We start from the raw sequence: 17,034 nt of genomic DNA, 5'->3' as shown, positions 1-17,034 counted from the left end.
TTCCCCGTCAGGAGCCCACGCGATGTCCGCCGACCAGCACGCCGACCAGACCGCCGACGTCCGCCTCTGGGGCGCGCGCTTCGCCGACGGCCCGTCCGAGGCGCTGGCCAGGCTCTCCGCCTCGGTCCACTTCGACTGGCGCCTCGCGCCGTACGACATCGCCGGCTCCAAGGCCCACGCCCGGGTCCTGCACAAGGCCGGCCTGCTCTCCGACGACGAGCTCGCCGCGATGCTGGCCGGCCTCGACCAGCTGCTCGCCGACGTCCAGGCGGGCACCTTCACCGGGACGGTCGCCGACGAGGACGTGCACACCGCCCTGGAGCGCGGCCTGCTGGAGCGCCTCGGCGCCGACCTCGGCGGCAAGCTGCGGGCCGGGCGCTCGCGCAACGACCAGATCGCCACCCTGTTCCGGATGTACCTGCGGGACCACGCCAGGACCATCGGCGCCCTGGTGCTCGACCTCCAGCACGCCCTGGTCGGCCTCGCCGAGGCGCACCCGGACACGGCGATGCCGGGCCGCACCCACCTCCAGCACGCGCAGCCCGTCCTCTTCGCCCACCACGTCCTCGCGCACGTGCAGGCCCTCGGCCGGGACGCCGAGCGGCTGCGCCAGTGGGACGCCCGCACCGCCGTCTCCCCGTACGGCTCCGGGGCGCTGGCCGGCTCCTCGCTCGGCCTCGACCCGCAGGCCGTCGCCGCCGACCTCGGCTTCGAGGGCGGCTCGGTCGGCAACTCCATCGACGGCACGGCCTCGCGCGACTTCGTCGCCGAGTTCGCGTTCGTGACCGCGATGATCGGCATCAACCTCTCCCGGATCGCGGAGGAGGTGATCATCTGGAACACCAAGGAGTTCGGCTTCATCACGCTGCACGACGCCTTCTCCACCGGTTCCTCGATCATGCCGCAGAAGAAGAACCCGGACATCGCCGAGCTCGCCCGGGGCAAGTCCGGCCGGCTGATCGGCAACCTGACCGGCCTGCTGGCCACCCTCAAGGCCCTGCCGCTCGCCTACAACCGGGACCTCCAGGAGGACAAGGAGCCGGTGTTCGACTCCTGCGACACGCTGGAGGTGCTGCTGCCCGCGTTCACCGGGATGATGGCCACCCTCACCGTGCACCGGGAGCGGCTGGAGGAGCTGGCCCCGGCGGGCTTCTCGCTCGCCACCGACATCGCCGAGTGGCTGGTCAAGCAGGGCGTGCCGTTCCGGGTCGCGCACGAGGTGGCCGGCGCCTGCGTCAAGGTCTGCGAGGCCGAGGGCATCGAGCTGTCCGACCTGACGGACGAGCAGTTCGCGGCGATCTCGGTGCACCTGACGCCCGAGGTCCGGTCGGTGCTCAGCGTGCACGGCGCCATCGCCTCGCGCAACGGGCGCGGCGGCACCGCGCCGTCGGCGGTGGCGGTCCAGCTCGCCGAGGTGAAGGCGGACCTGGCGCGGCAGCAGGAGTGGATCCAGGGCTGACCACCGGTCTGCGGGGGAGGGGCGTGACGGTCCGACCGTCGCGCCCCTTCGGCGTCCGCACCCCCGGTCGGGCGTAACCCGGCCCGCCTCGGCCCGTCATGCACGGTGTGTGCACAACCCTTCCGCCCGTCCCCTCCGCCGAGGACGTCTTCCTCGCCGAACGCCGCCGCCGCGTGGTCCGCGAGACCGTGGCCGGCCTGCCGGGCCGCTGCCCCGAGCTGGTCGCGGCCCTCGCCGAGGACCCGCCGCCGACCTACCGGGAGCTCTCCGAACGCCTCGGCATGCCGCGCGGCTCGATCGGGCCCACCCGCTCCCGGTGCCTCGCCTGCCTGCGGATCCTCCTGCACGCCGAGCGGTACCCGTGAGCGGTGCCCGTCAGCGGCACCCGTGCGCGGTTCTCGTGAGAGGCCGGTGACGCTCCGCATGCAGATCACCCCGGAGGAGGCTCCGCCCGGGTGACGTTCCGCACGTCCGGCCGCCGTCGTCGGCCGCCGTCGTCGGCCGCCGCCATCGGCCTCCGCCCCCGGGTGACCCTCGCCACGTCGGGCCGTCGCCGCCCCCGGCCACGCCCCGCGTGCGGGGCCCGCCACCGGCCCCACCACCCGCCCGACTCCCGCGTGACCCTCGCCACGTCGAACGCCCCGAAGGTTGAGAGCAGCTGACGCGCGGGTAGAGCGCTGGCGAACGTAGCTCTTGACGGTGCCGCGATCACTCGGATACTGAGCGTGAGCGCGTCGCCGTCGACCCGGTCACTTCCGGGCCGCGCGGCTGGTACGTTCGTGCGCCACCCCCGGTCAGGGAAGATCCCCGGCCGGGACATCTCCGGCAGGGCATCCGGTGCGTCACCCTCACGTTTGCGCGCCGGGCACGACGATGGGGAGGCCCCAGCACATGGGCATGAGCGTGATCATCTCGGCGGCGGACGCCGAGGACGCGGAGCAGATCCTCAAGCTCCAGTACCTCGGCTACCAGCCCGAGGCGGAGCTGTACGGCGACTGGGCGATCGAGCCCCTGACGCAGAGCCTGGAGAGCCTGCGCGCCGAACTGTCCGGGCAGTACGTCCTGGTCGCCCGGCTGGGCGACGAGGTGGTCGGCACCGTCCGAGGTCACGTCGACGCCGAGGGCGTCGGCCGGATAGGGCGCCTGGTCGTCCACCCGAGGATGCAGCGGCACGGCCTGGGCGGCCGGCTGCTGGACGCGCTGGAGCGCCGCCTCGCCGAGGACGGCCGTCCGGTGACCTCCTACCGCCTGTTCACCGGCCACCGCAGCCTCGGCAACCTGCGGCTGTACACCCGCCTGGGCTACCGGCAGTCCGCGGTCGAGCCGGTCACCGACCGGCTCAGCCTGGTACACCTGGAGAAGCCCGCCGTGGTGTCGCTCGCCGCGACCGCCTGAGCCCTCCGCCCGTTCCGGCCCGCACGGCGCCGCCACCATCCGGACAGTCCGGTGGCGGCGCCGAGGCGCATCGTCGCTGGTGGCGGCGTCGAGTGTCCGCATTGCGGACATCACATCCAAGTAATTGGGTCCAAATCGACCCATCTGATTTACTGGCTCACATGACTGCGACGACGAAATGGACCCCCACCGGCACCATGCCGGCAGGTGAGCGCGCCATGTGCCGTCGAATGTGTCACCGCTGAGGGCCACCGCCCCCGGCACCCCGTTGAGGGTGCCCCCACCTCGCGCCCCGAAGCGAGACCCGGCGTCGTTCCCGTCCGTGCGAGCGCGCCCAGCCTGCCACACCCCTCCTCCCCGCCTGCCCACCCATGGGCGGGTGGTCGTCCACGACGACTCGTGCCGGTGACCCGCGCCCGATGACTCGTAAGGGCCACGCCGTCGCGCGGCCCGGCCGCCCAGCGGCCACGATCAAGGGGTGGCAGGTCCGGATCCCCCTGGCGAAGCGCCGTGCACGTCGCCGACCGCACCCCGGTCGGGCGGCCGCCCGCCGCCCGCCCCCGACCCACGGAAGCAGCTGTGATCACCACCACGGACCTCACGAAGGTCTACCGCTCCCGAGGCCGCGAGGTGAGCGCCCTCGCCGGCGTCGACCTGCACGTCCGTCCTGGCGAGGTCTACGGCGTCGTCGGCACCAGCGGCGCCGGCAAGTCCACCCTCATCCGCTGCGTGAACATGCTGGAGCGTCCGACCTCCGGCACCGTCACGGTGGACGGGGTCGAGCTGACCGCGCTGTCCGGCGGCGAGAACCGGGCCGGCCGGGAGCTGCGGGAGGCGCGGCGCCGGATCGGCATGGTCTTCCAGCACTTCAACCTGCTCTCCTCGCGGACCGTCCAGCAGAACGTCGAGCTCCCGCTGGAGATCATCGGACTGGACCGCACCCAGCGCCGCCGCAAGGCCGCCGAACTGCTCGACCTGGTCGGCCTCGGCGACAAGGCCCGCAGCTACCCCAACCAGCTCTCCGGCGGCCAGAAGCAGCGCGTCGGCATCGCCCGGGCCCTGGCCGGCGACCCCAAGGTGCTGCTCTCCGACGAGGCCACCTCGGCGCTCGACCCGGAGACCACCCGTTCGATCCTCAAGCTGCTGCGCGACCTCAACCAGCAGCTCGGCCTCACCGTCCTGCTGATCACCCACGAGATGGACGTCATCAAGTCCGTCTGCGACTCCGCGGCCCTGATGCGCGGCGGCCGGGTGGTCGAGTCCGGCAGGCTGACCGACCTGCTGGCCGAGCCCGGCTCCGAGCTGGCCCGCGAGCTGTTCCCGCTCAGCGAGTTCGGCACCGGCCACCCCGGTTCGACCGTGCTGGAGATCACCTTCCAGGGCGACTCCTCGGCCCAGCCCTTCGTCTCCCAGCTGGCCCGCACCTACCAGATCGACATCAACATCCTCGGCGCCGCGGTGGAGACCATCGCCGGCCGGATGGTCGGCCGGATGCGGGTCGAGCTCTCCGGCGGCCACCAGGACAACGTGGTGCCGATCGGCTACCTGCGCGAGCAGGGCCTGCAGGTGGACGTACTGGGCGCGGCGGACGGAGCGGTGGCATGACCTGGGACCAGATGTGGGCCCTGATGGGGCCCGCCACGCAGGAGACCTTCCAGATGGTCGGCGTCTCCACCGCCGTCACCGTGCTGCTCGGCCTGCCGCTGGGCATCCTGCTGGTGCTGACCGACAAGGGCGGGCTGCTGGCCAACCGGGCCGTCAACAAGTCGATCGCCTTCGTGGTGAACATCGCCCGCTCGGTGCCGTTCATCATCCTGATGATCGCGCTGATCTCCTTCACCCGCTGGCTGGTCGGCACCTCCATCGGGTGGCAGGCGGCGACCGTGCCGCTCACCATCGGCGCCATCCCGTTCTTCGCCCGCCTGGTCGAGACCTCCGTCCGCGAGGTCGACCGCGGCCTGGTCGAGGCCGTCCAGGCGATGGGCGGCAGCACCTGGACGATCGTCCGCAAGACGCTCCTCCCGGAGGCGCTGCCCGGCATCGCCGCCTCGGTGACCACCACGATCATCACGCTGATCAGCTACTCCGCGATGGCCGGCACGGTCGGCGGCGGCGGCCTCGGCACGCTCGCCGTCAACTACGGCTACCAGCGCTTCGAGACGGCCTTCATGTGGGTCATCGTGGCCGAGCTGGTGATCCTCGTCACCGCCGTCCAGCTGATCGGCGACTTCGCCGTCCGGCGCCTCGCCAACCGCGGCGGCACCGGCGGCCGGACCCGCCTGCTGGGCCGCACCCCGGCCGGACCGGCCGCCCCCGACGCGGACCTCGTCGCCCCCTAGACCTCCCGGGTCCGACACCGGACCACGGCTCCCCGTATCACGCAGAAAGGCACTTTTCGTGCGCAACGCCCTGAAGTTCACCAGCATCCTCGCCACCGCCGGCATCGCCCTCTCGCTGGCCGCGTGCGGCAGCTCCGGGTCCTCCTCCTCGGACCCGAACGCGCCGCTCAAGGTCATCGCCAGCCCCACCCCGCACGGGCAGATCCTCAAGTACGTCAAGGACAACCTCGCGGCCAAGGCGGGCCTCAAGCTCGACATCAAGGAGGTCACCGACTACGTGACCCCCAACACGGCGGTGCAGGACGGTTCGGCCGACGCCAACTACTTCCAGCACGTCCCGTACCTGGAGGACTTCAACAAGAAGCACGGCACCGACATCGTCTCGGTCGAGCCCGTGCACCTGGAGCCGCTCGGCGTCTACTCCAAGAAGGTCAAGTCGATCGCCGACCTGCCGGACGGCGCCACCGTCGGCCTGCCCAACGACGCCACCAACGAGGGCCGCGCGCTCAAGCTGCTCGCCGACAACAAGCTCATCACGCTGAAGGACGGCGTCACCACCGCCGCCACCCCGGCCGACGTGACGGGCAACCCGAAGAACCTCAAGTGGAAGGAGCTGGAGGCCGCCCAGCTGCCCCGCTCCATCGCCGACCTCGACGCCGGCGTCATCAACGGCAACTACGCGCTCGACTCCGGCCTGAAGCCCGCCACCGACGCGCTGGTGCTGGAGAAGGCCGAGGGCAACCCGTACGCCAACATCCTCGCCGTGAAGAAGGGCAAGGAGAACGACCCGCGCGTGAAGAAGCTGGCCGAGCTGCTGCACTCCGACGAGGTCAAGAAGTACATCGACGACACCTTCCAGGGCTCGGTCATCCCGGCCTTCTGAGCCGCGGTCCGATCCACGCCCTGACCCCGACCGGGCCCCCGCCGCACCTCGGCGCGGGCCCGGTCGGGCAGGATGCACCCGGGGCGCCCTGGTCGGCGGCGTTCTGACGTACCGTCGTGCGGGCGGCGCACCGCGTGACACCCGGGGCACGGCGGGGGCGTACGGTGTTGTGTTCACGACCCGGCGAGGAGAGACGGCATGGCAGCGAGCTTCCCCGAGACCGCCATCAGCACCGAACGGCTTCTGCTGCGGCCCCTTGCGGAGGACGACGCGCCCGGCCTGGCCACGATGATGGCGGACGAACTCGTCCTGGCCTGGACCGATCTGCCGCACCCCTTCACCGAGGCGTACGCGACCGAACTCGCCCGCACCCTCGCCCCCGCCCACCGGGCCGCCGGCCGCGGCATCGTCTTCGCCGTCACCGAGCACCTCACCCAGCGCCTGGTCGGCCTGGTCGAACTGCGCAACACCGACTGGCGCCTGCGCAGCACCGAGATCTCCTACGTCACCGCCTCCTGGGCCCGCGGCGAGGGCTACGCGCCCGAGGCCGTCCTCGGCGTCAGCCAGTGGCTGTTCGAGGACCGCGACTTCCTGCGCCTGGAGCTGCGCACCGCCGCCGGGAACACCGCCGCCCAGCAGGTCGCCCAGAAGGTCGGCGGGATCAGCGAGGGCGTGCTGCGCAGCGCCTGGATAGTCCGGGGCGAGTCCGGCGGGTCCGGCGAGGTCGTCGTGGAGAGCCGCAGCGACCTCATCCTGTGGAGCCTGCTCCCGGAGGACCTGGACGCGCCCGAGCCCGAGCCGCAGCGGACCGGCTGGCACGGCGACCACCGCTACGTGCTGCGCGACTGAGCCGCCCCGATCGCGCGTGCCGCCCGCGCCACCCGTGCCGCCTGAGCCGTTCGTGCCGCTGATCAGCCACCGGCTCGTCACGGACACGTGTACGAGATGTCGGCGCCGAGGGGATCACACCCGGTAGCCTCTGCTCCGGCGCCGCACACCGGCGCGGTTTGTCGGCGCACCGAGCCGCACACCGGGTGACACCACAGGGACACCCCGGGTCGCAGGCCGGTCCGCGCACCGAGTCGAGGGAGAACGGCCGCAGATGGCTGACCGGATCACGGTCATCGGGTGGGACGGCACGCCGCTGACCGAGGCCGCCGGCGCGGCCCTCGCCGCAGCGACCCTGGTGGCCGGCGCCCCCTACCAACTGAACGCCCTCCCGGTGCCGGACGCCGCCGAGCGGATCACCCTCGGCAACGTCCGGCAGGCCGCCCGGAAGATCGCCGAGCACCGCGGCGCCGCCGTCGTGGTCGCCGAGGGCGACCCGGGCTTCTTCGGCGTCGTGCGCACGCTGCGCCGCCCCGAGTACGGCCTCGAACTGGAGGTCCTGCCCGCCGTCTCCTCGGTCGCCGCGGCCTTCGCCCGGGCCGGCATGCCCTGGGAGGACGCCCAGGTGGTCAGCGCCCACGGCGGACGGCTGCGCCGCGCGGCCAACATCTGCCGGGCCCACCCCAAGGTCGCGGTGCTGACCGCGCCCGGCGCCGGTCCGAGCGAACTGGCCCTCATGCTGCGCGGGGTGCACCGGACCTTCGTGGTCTGCGAGGCCCTCGGCACCCCGGACGAGGACGTCACCGTCCTCACCTCCGACCGGATCGCCGACCACGTGTGGCGCGACCCCAACGTGGTGCTGGTGATCGGCGGCCACGGCGGTCCCCAGGCCGGCGGGGTCGACACGGCGGCCGGCTGGTTGGCCGGGCGCCCGGTCGGCTTCCCCGGCGCGGACCGCGGCTGGGCGCTCCCCGGTGACGCCTACGCGGGCGCCGGGCGCGCGGGGGGCGAGACCGGCGCATCGGAGGCACTCCCCGCGCACGTGCGCGCCCTGGTGCTGGCCCGTCTGGGTGCTCGTCCGGGGGACCTGGTCTGGTCGGTCGGCGCGGGCAGCGGCGCCCTCGCGGTGGAGGCGGCCCGCTTCGGCGCGGCCGTGGTCGCGGTCGAGGCGTCCCGCTCGGCCTGCGCCCGGCTGGCGGTGAACGCGCGCCGGTACGGCGTCGAGGTGGAGACCGTGCACGGGCAGGGCCCCGAGGTGCTGGGCGGCCTGCCCGAACCGGACGTGGCGGTGGTGGAGTCCGGCGGCCTCGACGTGGTGCGCGCGGTGCTGGCCCGCCGTCCGGAGCGGTTCGTCGCGGTGCCCCGGACCCTCGCCGAGGGGGAGCAGATCCACCGGGCGATCGCCGAGGCCGGCTACCGGGCGGACGGTGCGCTGCTGCAGTCCACCCCGCTGTCCATCGCCGGTGGCGCCGGTGGCGGGCTGGCTCTGGGGGCGGGCGGTACCGGTGTGCTGCTGCTCTGGGGTGAGCAGATCGCGTGAAGGACTGGGGTGCGTCCTGTGGATCCGGTCCGATCCGCCGGGCGCATTCTGCTCCCGCGCTGTGCTGCTGAGGGGGCGTGGTGGAGCCGGGCGGTGATCCAGGTCGCATCCGGACACCGATTCGAGAGGTGACCGTGCTGGGCCGGTAGTGTGGCGTCCTGGGCGGCTGCGGCGGTCGGCGACCCACCCGATTCAGTCGGTTTGTCGCCTTTTTGACGTGGTGCAACCCGGTTTTGCTCGGAGTGTGGGCAATTCGACGGGCCGCGTGCCGGACCTGGAGAATGCCGTAGGGTCCGGTGCGGTCGTGCCGGTTGCTCCGGGTTGTCGTTGTTTCAGATGGTGCGCCGCCCGGTGTGGGCGGCGCGCAGGCCGGGGTGCCGCAGTGCGCCGGAATGACTTGGGCCGCAGCGCCTCGGCGCGGCGGCCGCGTGTGGTTGAGGGACGGGCCGGTGCAGGCCCGGCCCGTGCGGATGGGCGCTGCGGTCGGTGATCGTGTCGCCAAGGGCGCGGCAGCGGCCTGGAAGGAGCGTTTGACAATGACCGATGGCGGCCACGTCCCGGGCGAGGGAATGCCGGAGCACCTGAACGCCGGGCCGGACCAGCTCGGCGGACCGGAGGGCGTCGCGGGCGTTGCACCCCTGCAGGGCGTCGCGACGGACGGCGGCATGATCCCGAACCCGACGGCGCCGGGCCACGGCCCGGCCGGTGGTGCGGTGCCCCCCGGCGCGGGAGTCATCCCGCCGCAGGGCCAGCCGCTCGGCGCGTCCGGCTTCGCCGTACCGGCCCCCGGCCTGTCGGCTCCCGGCATGCCCGGTGAGGGCTGGGGCGTCGACCCGGGCGCCCCGCGCCCGGCCTTCCACTTCCTCGACCAGGACGACGAGGACGACGTCCTGCTGATGCCCGGTCCGCAGGGCTCCTGGGGCGAGCCGCTGGCGCCCCTCCCGACCGAGCCGACGCCGCTCGCCCCGCAGCAGGACGGCACGCCGGTCGAGCCTTCGTGGCCGCCGCTGGAGCCGCCGGTGCTCGGCGCCGAGCAGGCGCAGCAGCCGTTCCACGCCGCCCCGGCGCACCCGCAGGCCGCGGAGGCGATGACGGCTGCTCAGCCGCCGCGCCGCCCGCTGCACGCCGGCCCGCCGATCCCGGACCCGTCGCTGATGACCGGCCAGGTCCCGGTGCGCTCGCTCGCCGACCGCGGCCCGTCGCACGGCGGCACGCCCGCGCACGGCATCCCGGTGGTCGGCCGGCCGCCGATGGCCGAGGCCGTCGCCCCGGCGCCGGCCGCCGCGCCGCAGGCCGTGCCGGCAGCGCCCGCGCCTCCGGTGGCGCCGGCGGCTCCCGCGACGGAGGCCCAGGAGTTCCAGCAGGTGCCGCTGGCCTCGCACCCGGTCGAGGCCCAGCTGGCCGTCGAGACGGTCGGGGCGATCGAGGTGATCGAGGTCGTCGAACTGCCGGAGGCCGTCGTCGCCGAGGCCGTGGTGGACGCGGCGCAGGCCGCGGTGGCCGAGCCCGTCCCGGCGGAGTCCGGCCAGCCGGTCGTCGACCCGAGCGGCACGCCGGTCGCTGGGTCCGTGGTGACGGCGCCTGCCGAGGTGCCGGTCGAGATCGCTGCCGAGGCTGCCGTCGAGGCCGCCGCGCAGGCCGCGCCCGCGGAGCAGACCGAGGCCCCCGCCCCGGCCGGCCCGCCGCGGCGCATCTCCGCGTTCCTCGCCGCGCCCACCCCGCACGGTCTGCCTCCGGTCGCGGCGGCCGCGCAGGCCCCGGTGGCCGAGGAGGCCGCCCCGCAGCAGCCCGCTCCCATAGCGGTCGAGGAGTCGGTCCAGGCCGCCCCGCCCGTCGAGGCCGCCGGCGCGGTCGAGACCGGCGAGCCCGCCGAGGCCGTGGCGCCCGCGCCGGAGGCGGTCGTCGAGCCCGTCGTCGAAACGGTCGTCGAGGCGGTCGCCGAGACCGCCGCCGGCACGGGCGAGATGCCCTCCGGCCAGGCCGTCGTCGAGCCCGCCGAACCCGTCGAGCCTGCCGCCGAGGTCGCCGCCGAGCCCGTCGTCGAGCCCACCGAGGGCGAGCAGCCGCAGGAGGCCGCGCCGGTCGTGGACCAGGCCGTCGAGGCCTCGGTCGAGCCCGTCGTCGAGCCGGTCGTCGCGGCTGAGACCGAGGCCGCCGCAGCGGAGGCCGCGCCGCAGCCGGTCGCGGACGCCACCCCGGCCGCCGAGGCCGCCGAGGCCACCGAGCCGGTTGCCGCACCCGTCGAGCCGGCCGCAGAGACCGCCGTCGAGACCGCCGTCGAGCCGGTCGCCGAGGTTTCCGAGGCCGTCGAGGGCGTCGAGCCTTCCGCGGCTCCGGAGGACCAGGCCCAGCCCGTCACCGAGCCGGCCGCAGAGTCCGCCGAGCAGGCCCCCGCCGCCGAGTCGGCCGCCGTCGAGCCCGTGGCCGCCGAGGCCGTCGCCGAGGAGGCCGCCGCGCCGGAGGCCCCCGCCGCCGACCAGGCCGCCGACGCGTCCGTGGCCGCCGAGGCCCCCGCCGCCGCCGAGCAGCAGCCGGCCGAGCAGGCCGCCGAGCCTCAGGCGGAGGCATCCACGGAGGCATCCACGGAGGAACCGGCGGAGGCCCAGGCGGAGCAGCCGGCCGAGGAAGCACAGGCCGAGGAACCGCAGGCCGAAGAGCCGGCCGAGCCCCGCGGCCCGGCCGCGCCCGGCTTCGACCAGGCCGAACGCGAGGCCGTCCACCAGGTGATCCGCGAGCGCCGCGACATCCGCAACGGCTTCCGCCCGGACCCGATCCCGCACGAGGTGCTGATCCGGGTCCTGGAGGCCGCCCACACCGCGCCCAGCGTCGGCTACTCCCAGCCCTGGGACTTCGTGGTGATCCGCTCGGCCAAGACCCGCCGGCGGATGCACGCCCTGGCCGAGCGCCAGCGCGAGGTGTACGCGGACTCGCTGCCCAAGGGCCGGGCCAAGCAGTTCAAGGAGATCAAGACCGAGGCCATCCTCGAGACGCCGGTCAACATCGTGGTGACCGCCGACCGCACCCGCGGCGGCCGGCACACGCTGGGCCGCCACACCCAGCCCCAGATGGCCCCGTACTCGGCCGCCCTGGCGGTCGAGAACCTCTGGCTGGCCGCCCGCGCCGAGGGCCTGGGCGTCGGCTGGGTGAGCTTCTTCGACGACGAGGAGCTGGTCCGCGAGCTCGGCCTGCCCGAGCACCTGGAGGTCGTCGCCTACCTGTGCGTCGGCTTCGTCGACTCCTTCCCAGACGAGCCCGAGCTGGAGCAGCAGGGCTGGGCCAAGAAGCGCCCGCTCTCCTGGGTGGTCCACGAGGAGCAGTACGGCAACCGCGCGCTGCCCGGCGAGGAGCCGCAGAGCCTGCTCGCCGAGACCCTGCGCGGCATCCGCCCGCTGGACGCCAAGGCGCTCGGCGAGGCCTGGGACCGGCAGAAGCGGATGACGAAGCCGGCCGGCTCGCTCGGCATGCTGGAGATCATCTCCGCCCAGCTGTGCGGCCTGTCCCGCAAGTGCCCGCCGCCGATCCCGGAGCCCGCCTGCGTGGCGATCTTCGCGGGCGACCACGGCGTGCACGCGCAGGGCGTCAGCCCGTGGCCGCAGGAGGTGACCGCCCAGATGGTCGGCAACTTCCTGGCCGGGGGAGCGGTGATCAACTCCTTCGCCAAGCAGATCGGCACCGAGGTCTGCGTGGTCGACGTCGGCGTCGTCGCCGAACTGCCGGAGGCCATCCAGCAGGGCCGCACCACCGGCCTGCTGCCGCGCAAGGTCAAGCCCGGCACCGACGACATGACCCAGGGCCCGGCGATGACCCGCGAGGAGGCCCTCAAGGCCATCGAGGTCGGCATCGAGACCGCCCGCGACCTCGTCGCAGCCGGCAACAAGGCGCTGGTCACCGGTGACATGGGGATCGCCAACACCACCGCCTCGGCCGCCCTGATCTCGGTGTTCACCGGCCTCGACCCGGCCGAGGTCACCGGTCGCGGCACCGGCATCGACGACGAGACGCACGCCCGCAAGATCGAGGTCATCCGGGCCGCGCTGGCCCTGCACCGGCCCGACCCGGCCGACCCGATCGGCGTCCTCGCCGCCGTCGGCGGCCTGGAGCACGCGGCCCTGGCCGGCTTCCTGCTGGGCGCGGCCTCGCTGCGCACCCCGGTGGTCCTGGACGGCGTCATCGCGGGTTCGGCCGCGCTGGCGGCCAAGGCGATCGCCCCCGAGGTGCTGGCGGCCTGCATCGCCGGCCACCGCTCCGCCGAGCCCGGCCACCAGGCCGCGCTGGCGAAGCTGGGCCTGCGTCCGCTGATCGACCTGGACCTGCGGCTCGGCGAGGGCACCGGTGCCCTGCTGGCCCTGCCGCTGGTGCAGAGCGCGGCCCGGGCGATGCACGATGTAGCCACCTTCGACTCCGCCGGGGTCACCGAGAAGGGCTGACGTTCTCCGTCACCACTCCGCGGACCGGCCCGAGGGCGCGCCGGTCCGCGGAGCGGCGTCACGCCGCACCCGCACCCCGGACCCTCACCCCCGATCAGGAGCACCGCCGATGACCGCGCCCACCCCGCACCCCAGCACCGAAGGCCGTACCCCGTACCCGGCCGGCCTGCTGCTCGCCGGCCGCCGCGTGGTCGTGGTCGGCGGCGGACAGGTCGCGCAGCGCCGGCTCCCCGCGCTGATCGCCACCGGTGCGGAGCTGCACCTGATATCGCCGGCCACCACCCCGGCCGTGCAGGCGATGGCCGACGCGGGCGAGCTCACCTGGCACGCCCGCCCGTACCGGGACGGCGACCTGGCCGACGCCTGGTACGCCCTGGTCGCCACCGACGACCCGGCGGTCAACGCTGCCGTCAGTGCCGAGGCCGAGCGCGAGCGGGTGTTCTGCGCCCGCAGCGACGACGCCTCCGCCGCCACCGCCTGGACCCCGGCCAGCGGCCGCGACGCGGGTGCCACCGTCGCGGTCCTCACCGGTGACCCGCGCCACTCCGCCGCGCTGCGCGACGCCATCGTGGACGGCCTGCGGGACGGCTCGCTGGCCGTCCGGCAGTTCCGCGCGCACGGCGTCGGCGGCGCCTCGGGGCAGCCGGGCCAGGGGAGCGTCGCCCTGGTCGGCGGCGGCCCGGGCGACCCGGACCTGATCACCGTGCGCGGCCGCCGCCTGCTGGCCGACGCCGACGTGGTGGTCGCCGACCGCCTCGCCCCGCGCGAGCTGCTCGCCGAACTGCCCGAGCACGTCGAGGTGATCGACGCGTCCAAGATCCCCTACGGCCGGTTCATGGCCCAGGAGGCGATCAACCGGACGCTGATCGAGCACGCCAGGGCCGGCAAGTTCGTGGTCCGGCTCAAGGGCGGCGACCCGTACGTCTTCGGACGCGGCGGCGAGGAACTGCTCGCCTGCGCCGAGGCCGGGCTGCCGGTCACCGTCGTCCCGGGCATCTCCAGCTCGATCAGCGTCCCGGCGGCGGCCGGCGTCCCGGTCACCCACCGGGGCATGACGCACGAGTTCACCGTGATCTCCGGTCACGTCGGCCCGGACGACGAGCGCTCGCTCACCAACTGGGAGGCCGCCGCGAAGATGCGCGGCACCCTGGTGCTGCTGATGGCCGTGGACAAGATCGGCGCGATCGCCGCGAAGCTCGTCGAGCACGGCCGCCCGGGCGACACCCCGGTCGCGATCGTCCAGGAGGGCACCACCGCCGCCCAGCGCCGGGTGGACGCCACCCTGGCCACCGTCGCCGCGACCGTCGAGGCCGAGGGGATCAAGCCGCCGGCCGTGATCGTGGTCGGCGACGTGGTCAACGTCCTGGCGGCCGCCTTCCAGCGCTGAGCGCCCGGAGTGGGAAGTCGGGCCCGTCGACTTCCCACTCCGATTCCCTCCCCGGCTTCCCCCGTCGGCCGGCCGCTCCGGGCGGCTACTCCAGCGGCTGTTCCGTCCAGATCACCTTCCCCGTCGCCGTGTAGCGCGTCCCCCAGCGGTCCGCGAACTGCGCGACCAGGAACAGCCCGCGCCCGCCCTCGTCCGTGGTCGCCGCGTACCGCAGGTGCGGCGAGGTGCTGCTGCCGTCCGACACCTCGCAGATCAGCGCCCGGTCCCGCAGCAGCCGCACCCGGATCGGCCCGGTGCCGTACCGGATGGCGTTGGTCACCAGCTCGCTCAGGATCAGCTCGGTGACGAACGCCGCCTCGTCCAGCCCCCAGGCCGCCAGCCGCTCCGCCACCTCGGCCCGGACGGCGCCCACCGCCGCAGGTTCGGGCGGCACCTCCCACTCCGCGACCTGGTCCGGCGCCAGCACCCTGGTCCGCGCCACCAGCAGCGCGATGTCGTCCAGCGGACGCTCCGGCAGCATCGCCCCGAACACGTCCGCGCAGGTCTGCTCCGGCGTGCGCGGCGGCCCGGTCAGCGCCGCCCGCAGCAGTTCCAGCCCCTCACCGATGTCGCGCTCGCGGTCCTCCACCAGCCCGTCGGTGTACAGCACCAGACGGCTGCCCTCCGCGAGGTCCAGCTCGACGTTCTCGAACGGCAGCACCGCCAGCCCCAGCGGCGGCCCGGTCGCCAGCTCCGGGAACACCACCCGCCCGTCCGGGCCCACCACGGCGGGCGGCGGATGCCCGGCGCTGGCCAGCGTGCACCGCCGCGCCACCGGGTCGTAGATCGCGTACAGGCAGGTCGCCCCGGTCAGGGCCGCGCCCTCGCCGCTCCCGGCCTCGTCCTGGTCGATCCGGTTCACCAGGTCGTCCAGGTGCCCCAGCAGCTCGTCCGGCGGCAGGTCCAGCGTCGAGAAGTTGTGGATCGCCGTCCGCAGCCGGCCCATCGTCGCCGCCGCGTGCAGGCCGTGCCCCACCACGTCCCCGACGACCAGGGCGACCCGCGCGCCCGGCAGCGGGATCACGTCGAACCAGTCGCCGCCCACCCCGGCCTGGGCCGGCAGGTAGCGGTGCGCGACGTCCAGCGCGCTCTGCGGCGGCAGGTTGCGCGGCAGCAGGCTGTGCTGGAGCGTCACCGCCATCGCGTGCTCCCGGGTGTAGCGGCGCGCGTTGTCGATGCACACCGCGGCGTGCGCCACCAGTTCCTCGGCCAGCACCAGGTCGTCCGCCTCGAACGGATCCGGGCGGTCCGCCCGCCAGAACCGGGCCACTCCCAGCAGCACCCCGCGCGCCCGCAGCGGCACCCGCACCATCGAGTGCACCCCGTACGCCAGCACCTGGGCCGACCGCTCCGGATCCTGCTCCCGCCACCCCGGGGCCTGGGCCAGCCAGGGCTCCAGCCCCGACTCCCCGCTGTGCAGCGCCCCGGCCAGCGGGGTGGCCGGCACCACGTCCAGCACCGTGTCCACCGGGTAGAACGGAGCGTCGTCCCGGATCCCGGCGAGCGCGACGCGGCGCATCCGCCCCAGCGAGGTGCCCGGCGGCGGCTCCTCGCCCGTCAGCACCTGGTCCGCCAGGTCCACCGTGACGAAGTCCGCGAACCGGGGCACCGCGACCTGCGCCAGCTCCTCCGCCGTCCGCGTCACGTCCAGCGAGCTGCCCACCGTCACCCCGGCGTCGTACAGCAGCCGCAGCCGCCGCTGCGCGCCCTCGGCCCGGCCGGACAGCGCCAGCAGCTCGGTGGAGTCACGCAGCGTGGCGACGCAGCCCGGCGGGCCGCCCACCTGGTCGGTCAGCCGGACGTTCACCGCCAGCAGCCGCTCCCCGGCCAGCACCACCTCGTCCGTCACCGGACGGTTGGCGGTCAGCAGTTCCTCGGGCGCGGGCTCCAGGCCCAGCTCGGTCACCGGCCGGCCCTCGGCGTCCGGCGGCAGGTCCAGCAGCCGCCGCGCCTCGTCGTTGCAGAGCAGCAGCCGGCCGTCCGCGCCGACGATCATGACGCCCTCGCGCACCGCGTGCAGCACGGCCGCGTGGTGCTCGTACATCCGGGTCATCTCGGCCGGGCCCAGCCCGTGGGTCTGGCGCCGCAGCCGCCGACTGATCAGCGCCGTGCCGAGGGTGGCCAGCCCGACCGCGCCCGCGGCGGCGCCCAGCACCACCGGCAGCTGCCGCTCGCTCGCGCTGCTGACGCTGCGCACCGTGACGCCCGCCGAGACCAGCCCGGCCACCGAGCCGTCCGGCGCGTACACCGGGACCACCGCCTGGACGAGCGGGCCGAACGAGTCGGTGACGCGCTCGGTCACCACCTGCCCGTGCACCGCGGGCAGGTAGGTGCCGACGAACTTGTGGCCGATCAGGGCCGGATCGGGGTGGGTGTAGCGGATGCCGTCGTCGCTCAGCACGACGATGAAGCCGACGCCCGACGACATCCGCGCGGCCTCCGCCTTGGGCTGCAGGACCGCGGTCGGGTCGGGGGAGCGCAGCGCGTCGACGATGCCCGGCGAGTTGGCGAAGGTCTGCGCGACCGCCACCGACCGGTTGCGGGCCTCGTGGTCGGCGTCGGTGCGCGACTGCACCACCAGCGCCACCGCGGCCGCCGCCACCAGCAGCAGGACGACGAGGACCTGCAGCGCGAACACCTGCCCGGCCACCGACCGGTTCCGCACGGGCCACGGCCGCTTCGCGCGTGGCAGCTTCAGCCGACCGTTTGGGCGCCCACCGGAGGAGCCGGCGGAACC

At 74.7% G+C, this 17,034-nt stretch carries 11 protein-coding genes; 10 read left to right on the top strand and 1 reads right to left on the bottom strand.

Going from position 1 to position 17,034, the window contains the following annotated elements; all coding sequences use genetic code 11:
• The first annotated feature begins 22 nt into the window (after positions 1–22).
• From argH to cobA, 10 genes are all read left to right on the top strand, one after another.
• Entirely contained in the window at positions 23–1,459 is a 1,437-nt protein-coding gene (gene argH / locus OG556_RS06385; protein WP_363618200.1) for an argininosuccinate lyase, read from the top strand.
• A 107-nt stretch (positions 1,460–1,566) separates the two neighbouring features.
• Positions 1,567–1,824, top strand: coding sequence for a hypothetical protein (locus tag OG556_RS06380; protein ID WP_159398377.1), 258 nt, complete (start codon positions 1,567–1,569; stop codon positions 1,822–1,824).
• Between the two features lie 526 nt (positions 1,825–2,350).
• Positions 2,351–2,854: a GNAT family N-acetyltransferase gene (locus OG556_RS06375; RefSeq protein ID WP_063346839.1), complete on the top strand. Its 504-nt coding sequence runs from the start codon at positions 2,351–2,353 to the stop codon at positions 2,852–2,854.
• 579 nt (positions 2,855–3,433) lie between these two features.
• Positions 3,434–4,459 carry a methionine ABC transporter ATP-binding protein gene (locus OG556_RS06370; RefSeq protein ID WP_063346838.1) on the top strand — a complete coding sequence of 342 codons (1,026 nt, stop codon included), beginning with the start codon at positions 3,434–3,436 and terminating at the stop codon, positions 4,457–4,459.
• Entirely contained in the window at positions 4,456–5,193 is a 738-nt protein-coding gene (locus OG556_RS06365) for a methionine ABC transporter permease (protein WP_350877913.1), read from the top strand. Before OG556_RS06370 ends, OG556_RS06365 begins: the two co-directional genes overlap by 4 nt.
• Before the next feature lie 58 nt (positions 5,194–5,251).
• Complete coding sequence (locus OG556_RS06360) at positions 5,252–6,076, top strand: MetQ/NlpA family ABC transporter substrate-binding protein (protein ID WP_371516246.1); 825 nt, start codon at positions 5,252–5,254, stop codon at positions 6,074–6,076.
• Between the two features lie 198 nt (positions 6,077–6,274).
• On the top strand, positions 6,275–6,925 hold the full coding sequence (locus OG556_RS06355) for a GNAT family N-acetyltransferase (protein WP_371516245.1): 651 nt from the start codon (positions 6,275–6,277) through the stop codon (positions 6,923–6,925).
• A 253-nt stretch (positions 6,926–7,178) separates the two neighbouring features.
• On the top strand, positions 7,179–8,444 hold the full coding sequence (gene cbiE, locus OG556_RS06350; RefSeq protein ID WP_371516244.1) for a precorrin-6y C5,15-methyltransferase (decarboxylating) subunit CbiE: 1,266 nt from the start codon (positions 7,179–7,181) through the stop codon (positions 8,442–8,444).
• Between the two features lie 536 nt (positions 8,445–8,980).
• Positions 8,981–12,871: a nicotinate-nucleotide--dimethylbenzimidazole phosphoribosyltransferase gene (gene cobT, locus OG556_RS06345; protein WP_371516243.1), complete on the top strand. Its 3,891-nt coding sequence runs from the start codon at positions 8,981–8,983 to the stop codon at positions 12,869–12,871.
• A gap of 109 nt (positions 12,872–12,980) precedes the next feature.
• On the top strand, positions 12,981–14,258 hold the full coding sequence (gene cobA, locus OG556_RS06340; RefSeq protein WP_371516242.1) for a uroporphyrinogen-III C-methyltransferase: 1,278 nt from the start codon (positions 12,981–12,983) through the stop codon (positions 14,256–14,258).
• A gap of 85 nt (positions 14,259–14,343) precedes the next feature.
• On the opposite strand, the gene OG556_RS06335 is transcribed toward cobA, so the two are convergent.
• Positions 14,344–16,947: a SpoIIE family protein phosphatase gene (locus tag OG556_RS06335; RefSeq protein ID WP_371516241.1), complete on the bottom strand. Its 2,604-nt coding sequence runs from the start codon at positions 16,945–16,947 to the stop codon at positions 14,344–14,346.
• Positions 16,948–17,034 lie beyond the last annotated feature (87 nt).

Source organism: Kitasatospora sp. NBC_01300, assembly GCF_041435235.1.
Classification (GTDB): Bacteria; Actinomycetota; Actinomycetes; order Streptomycetales; family Streptomycetaceae; genus Kitasatospora.
The sequence above is the reverse complement of the archived record's forward strand: the minus strand, read 5'-3'. Positions and strand labels throughout refer to the sequence as shown.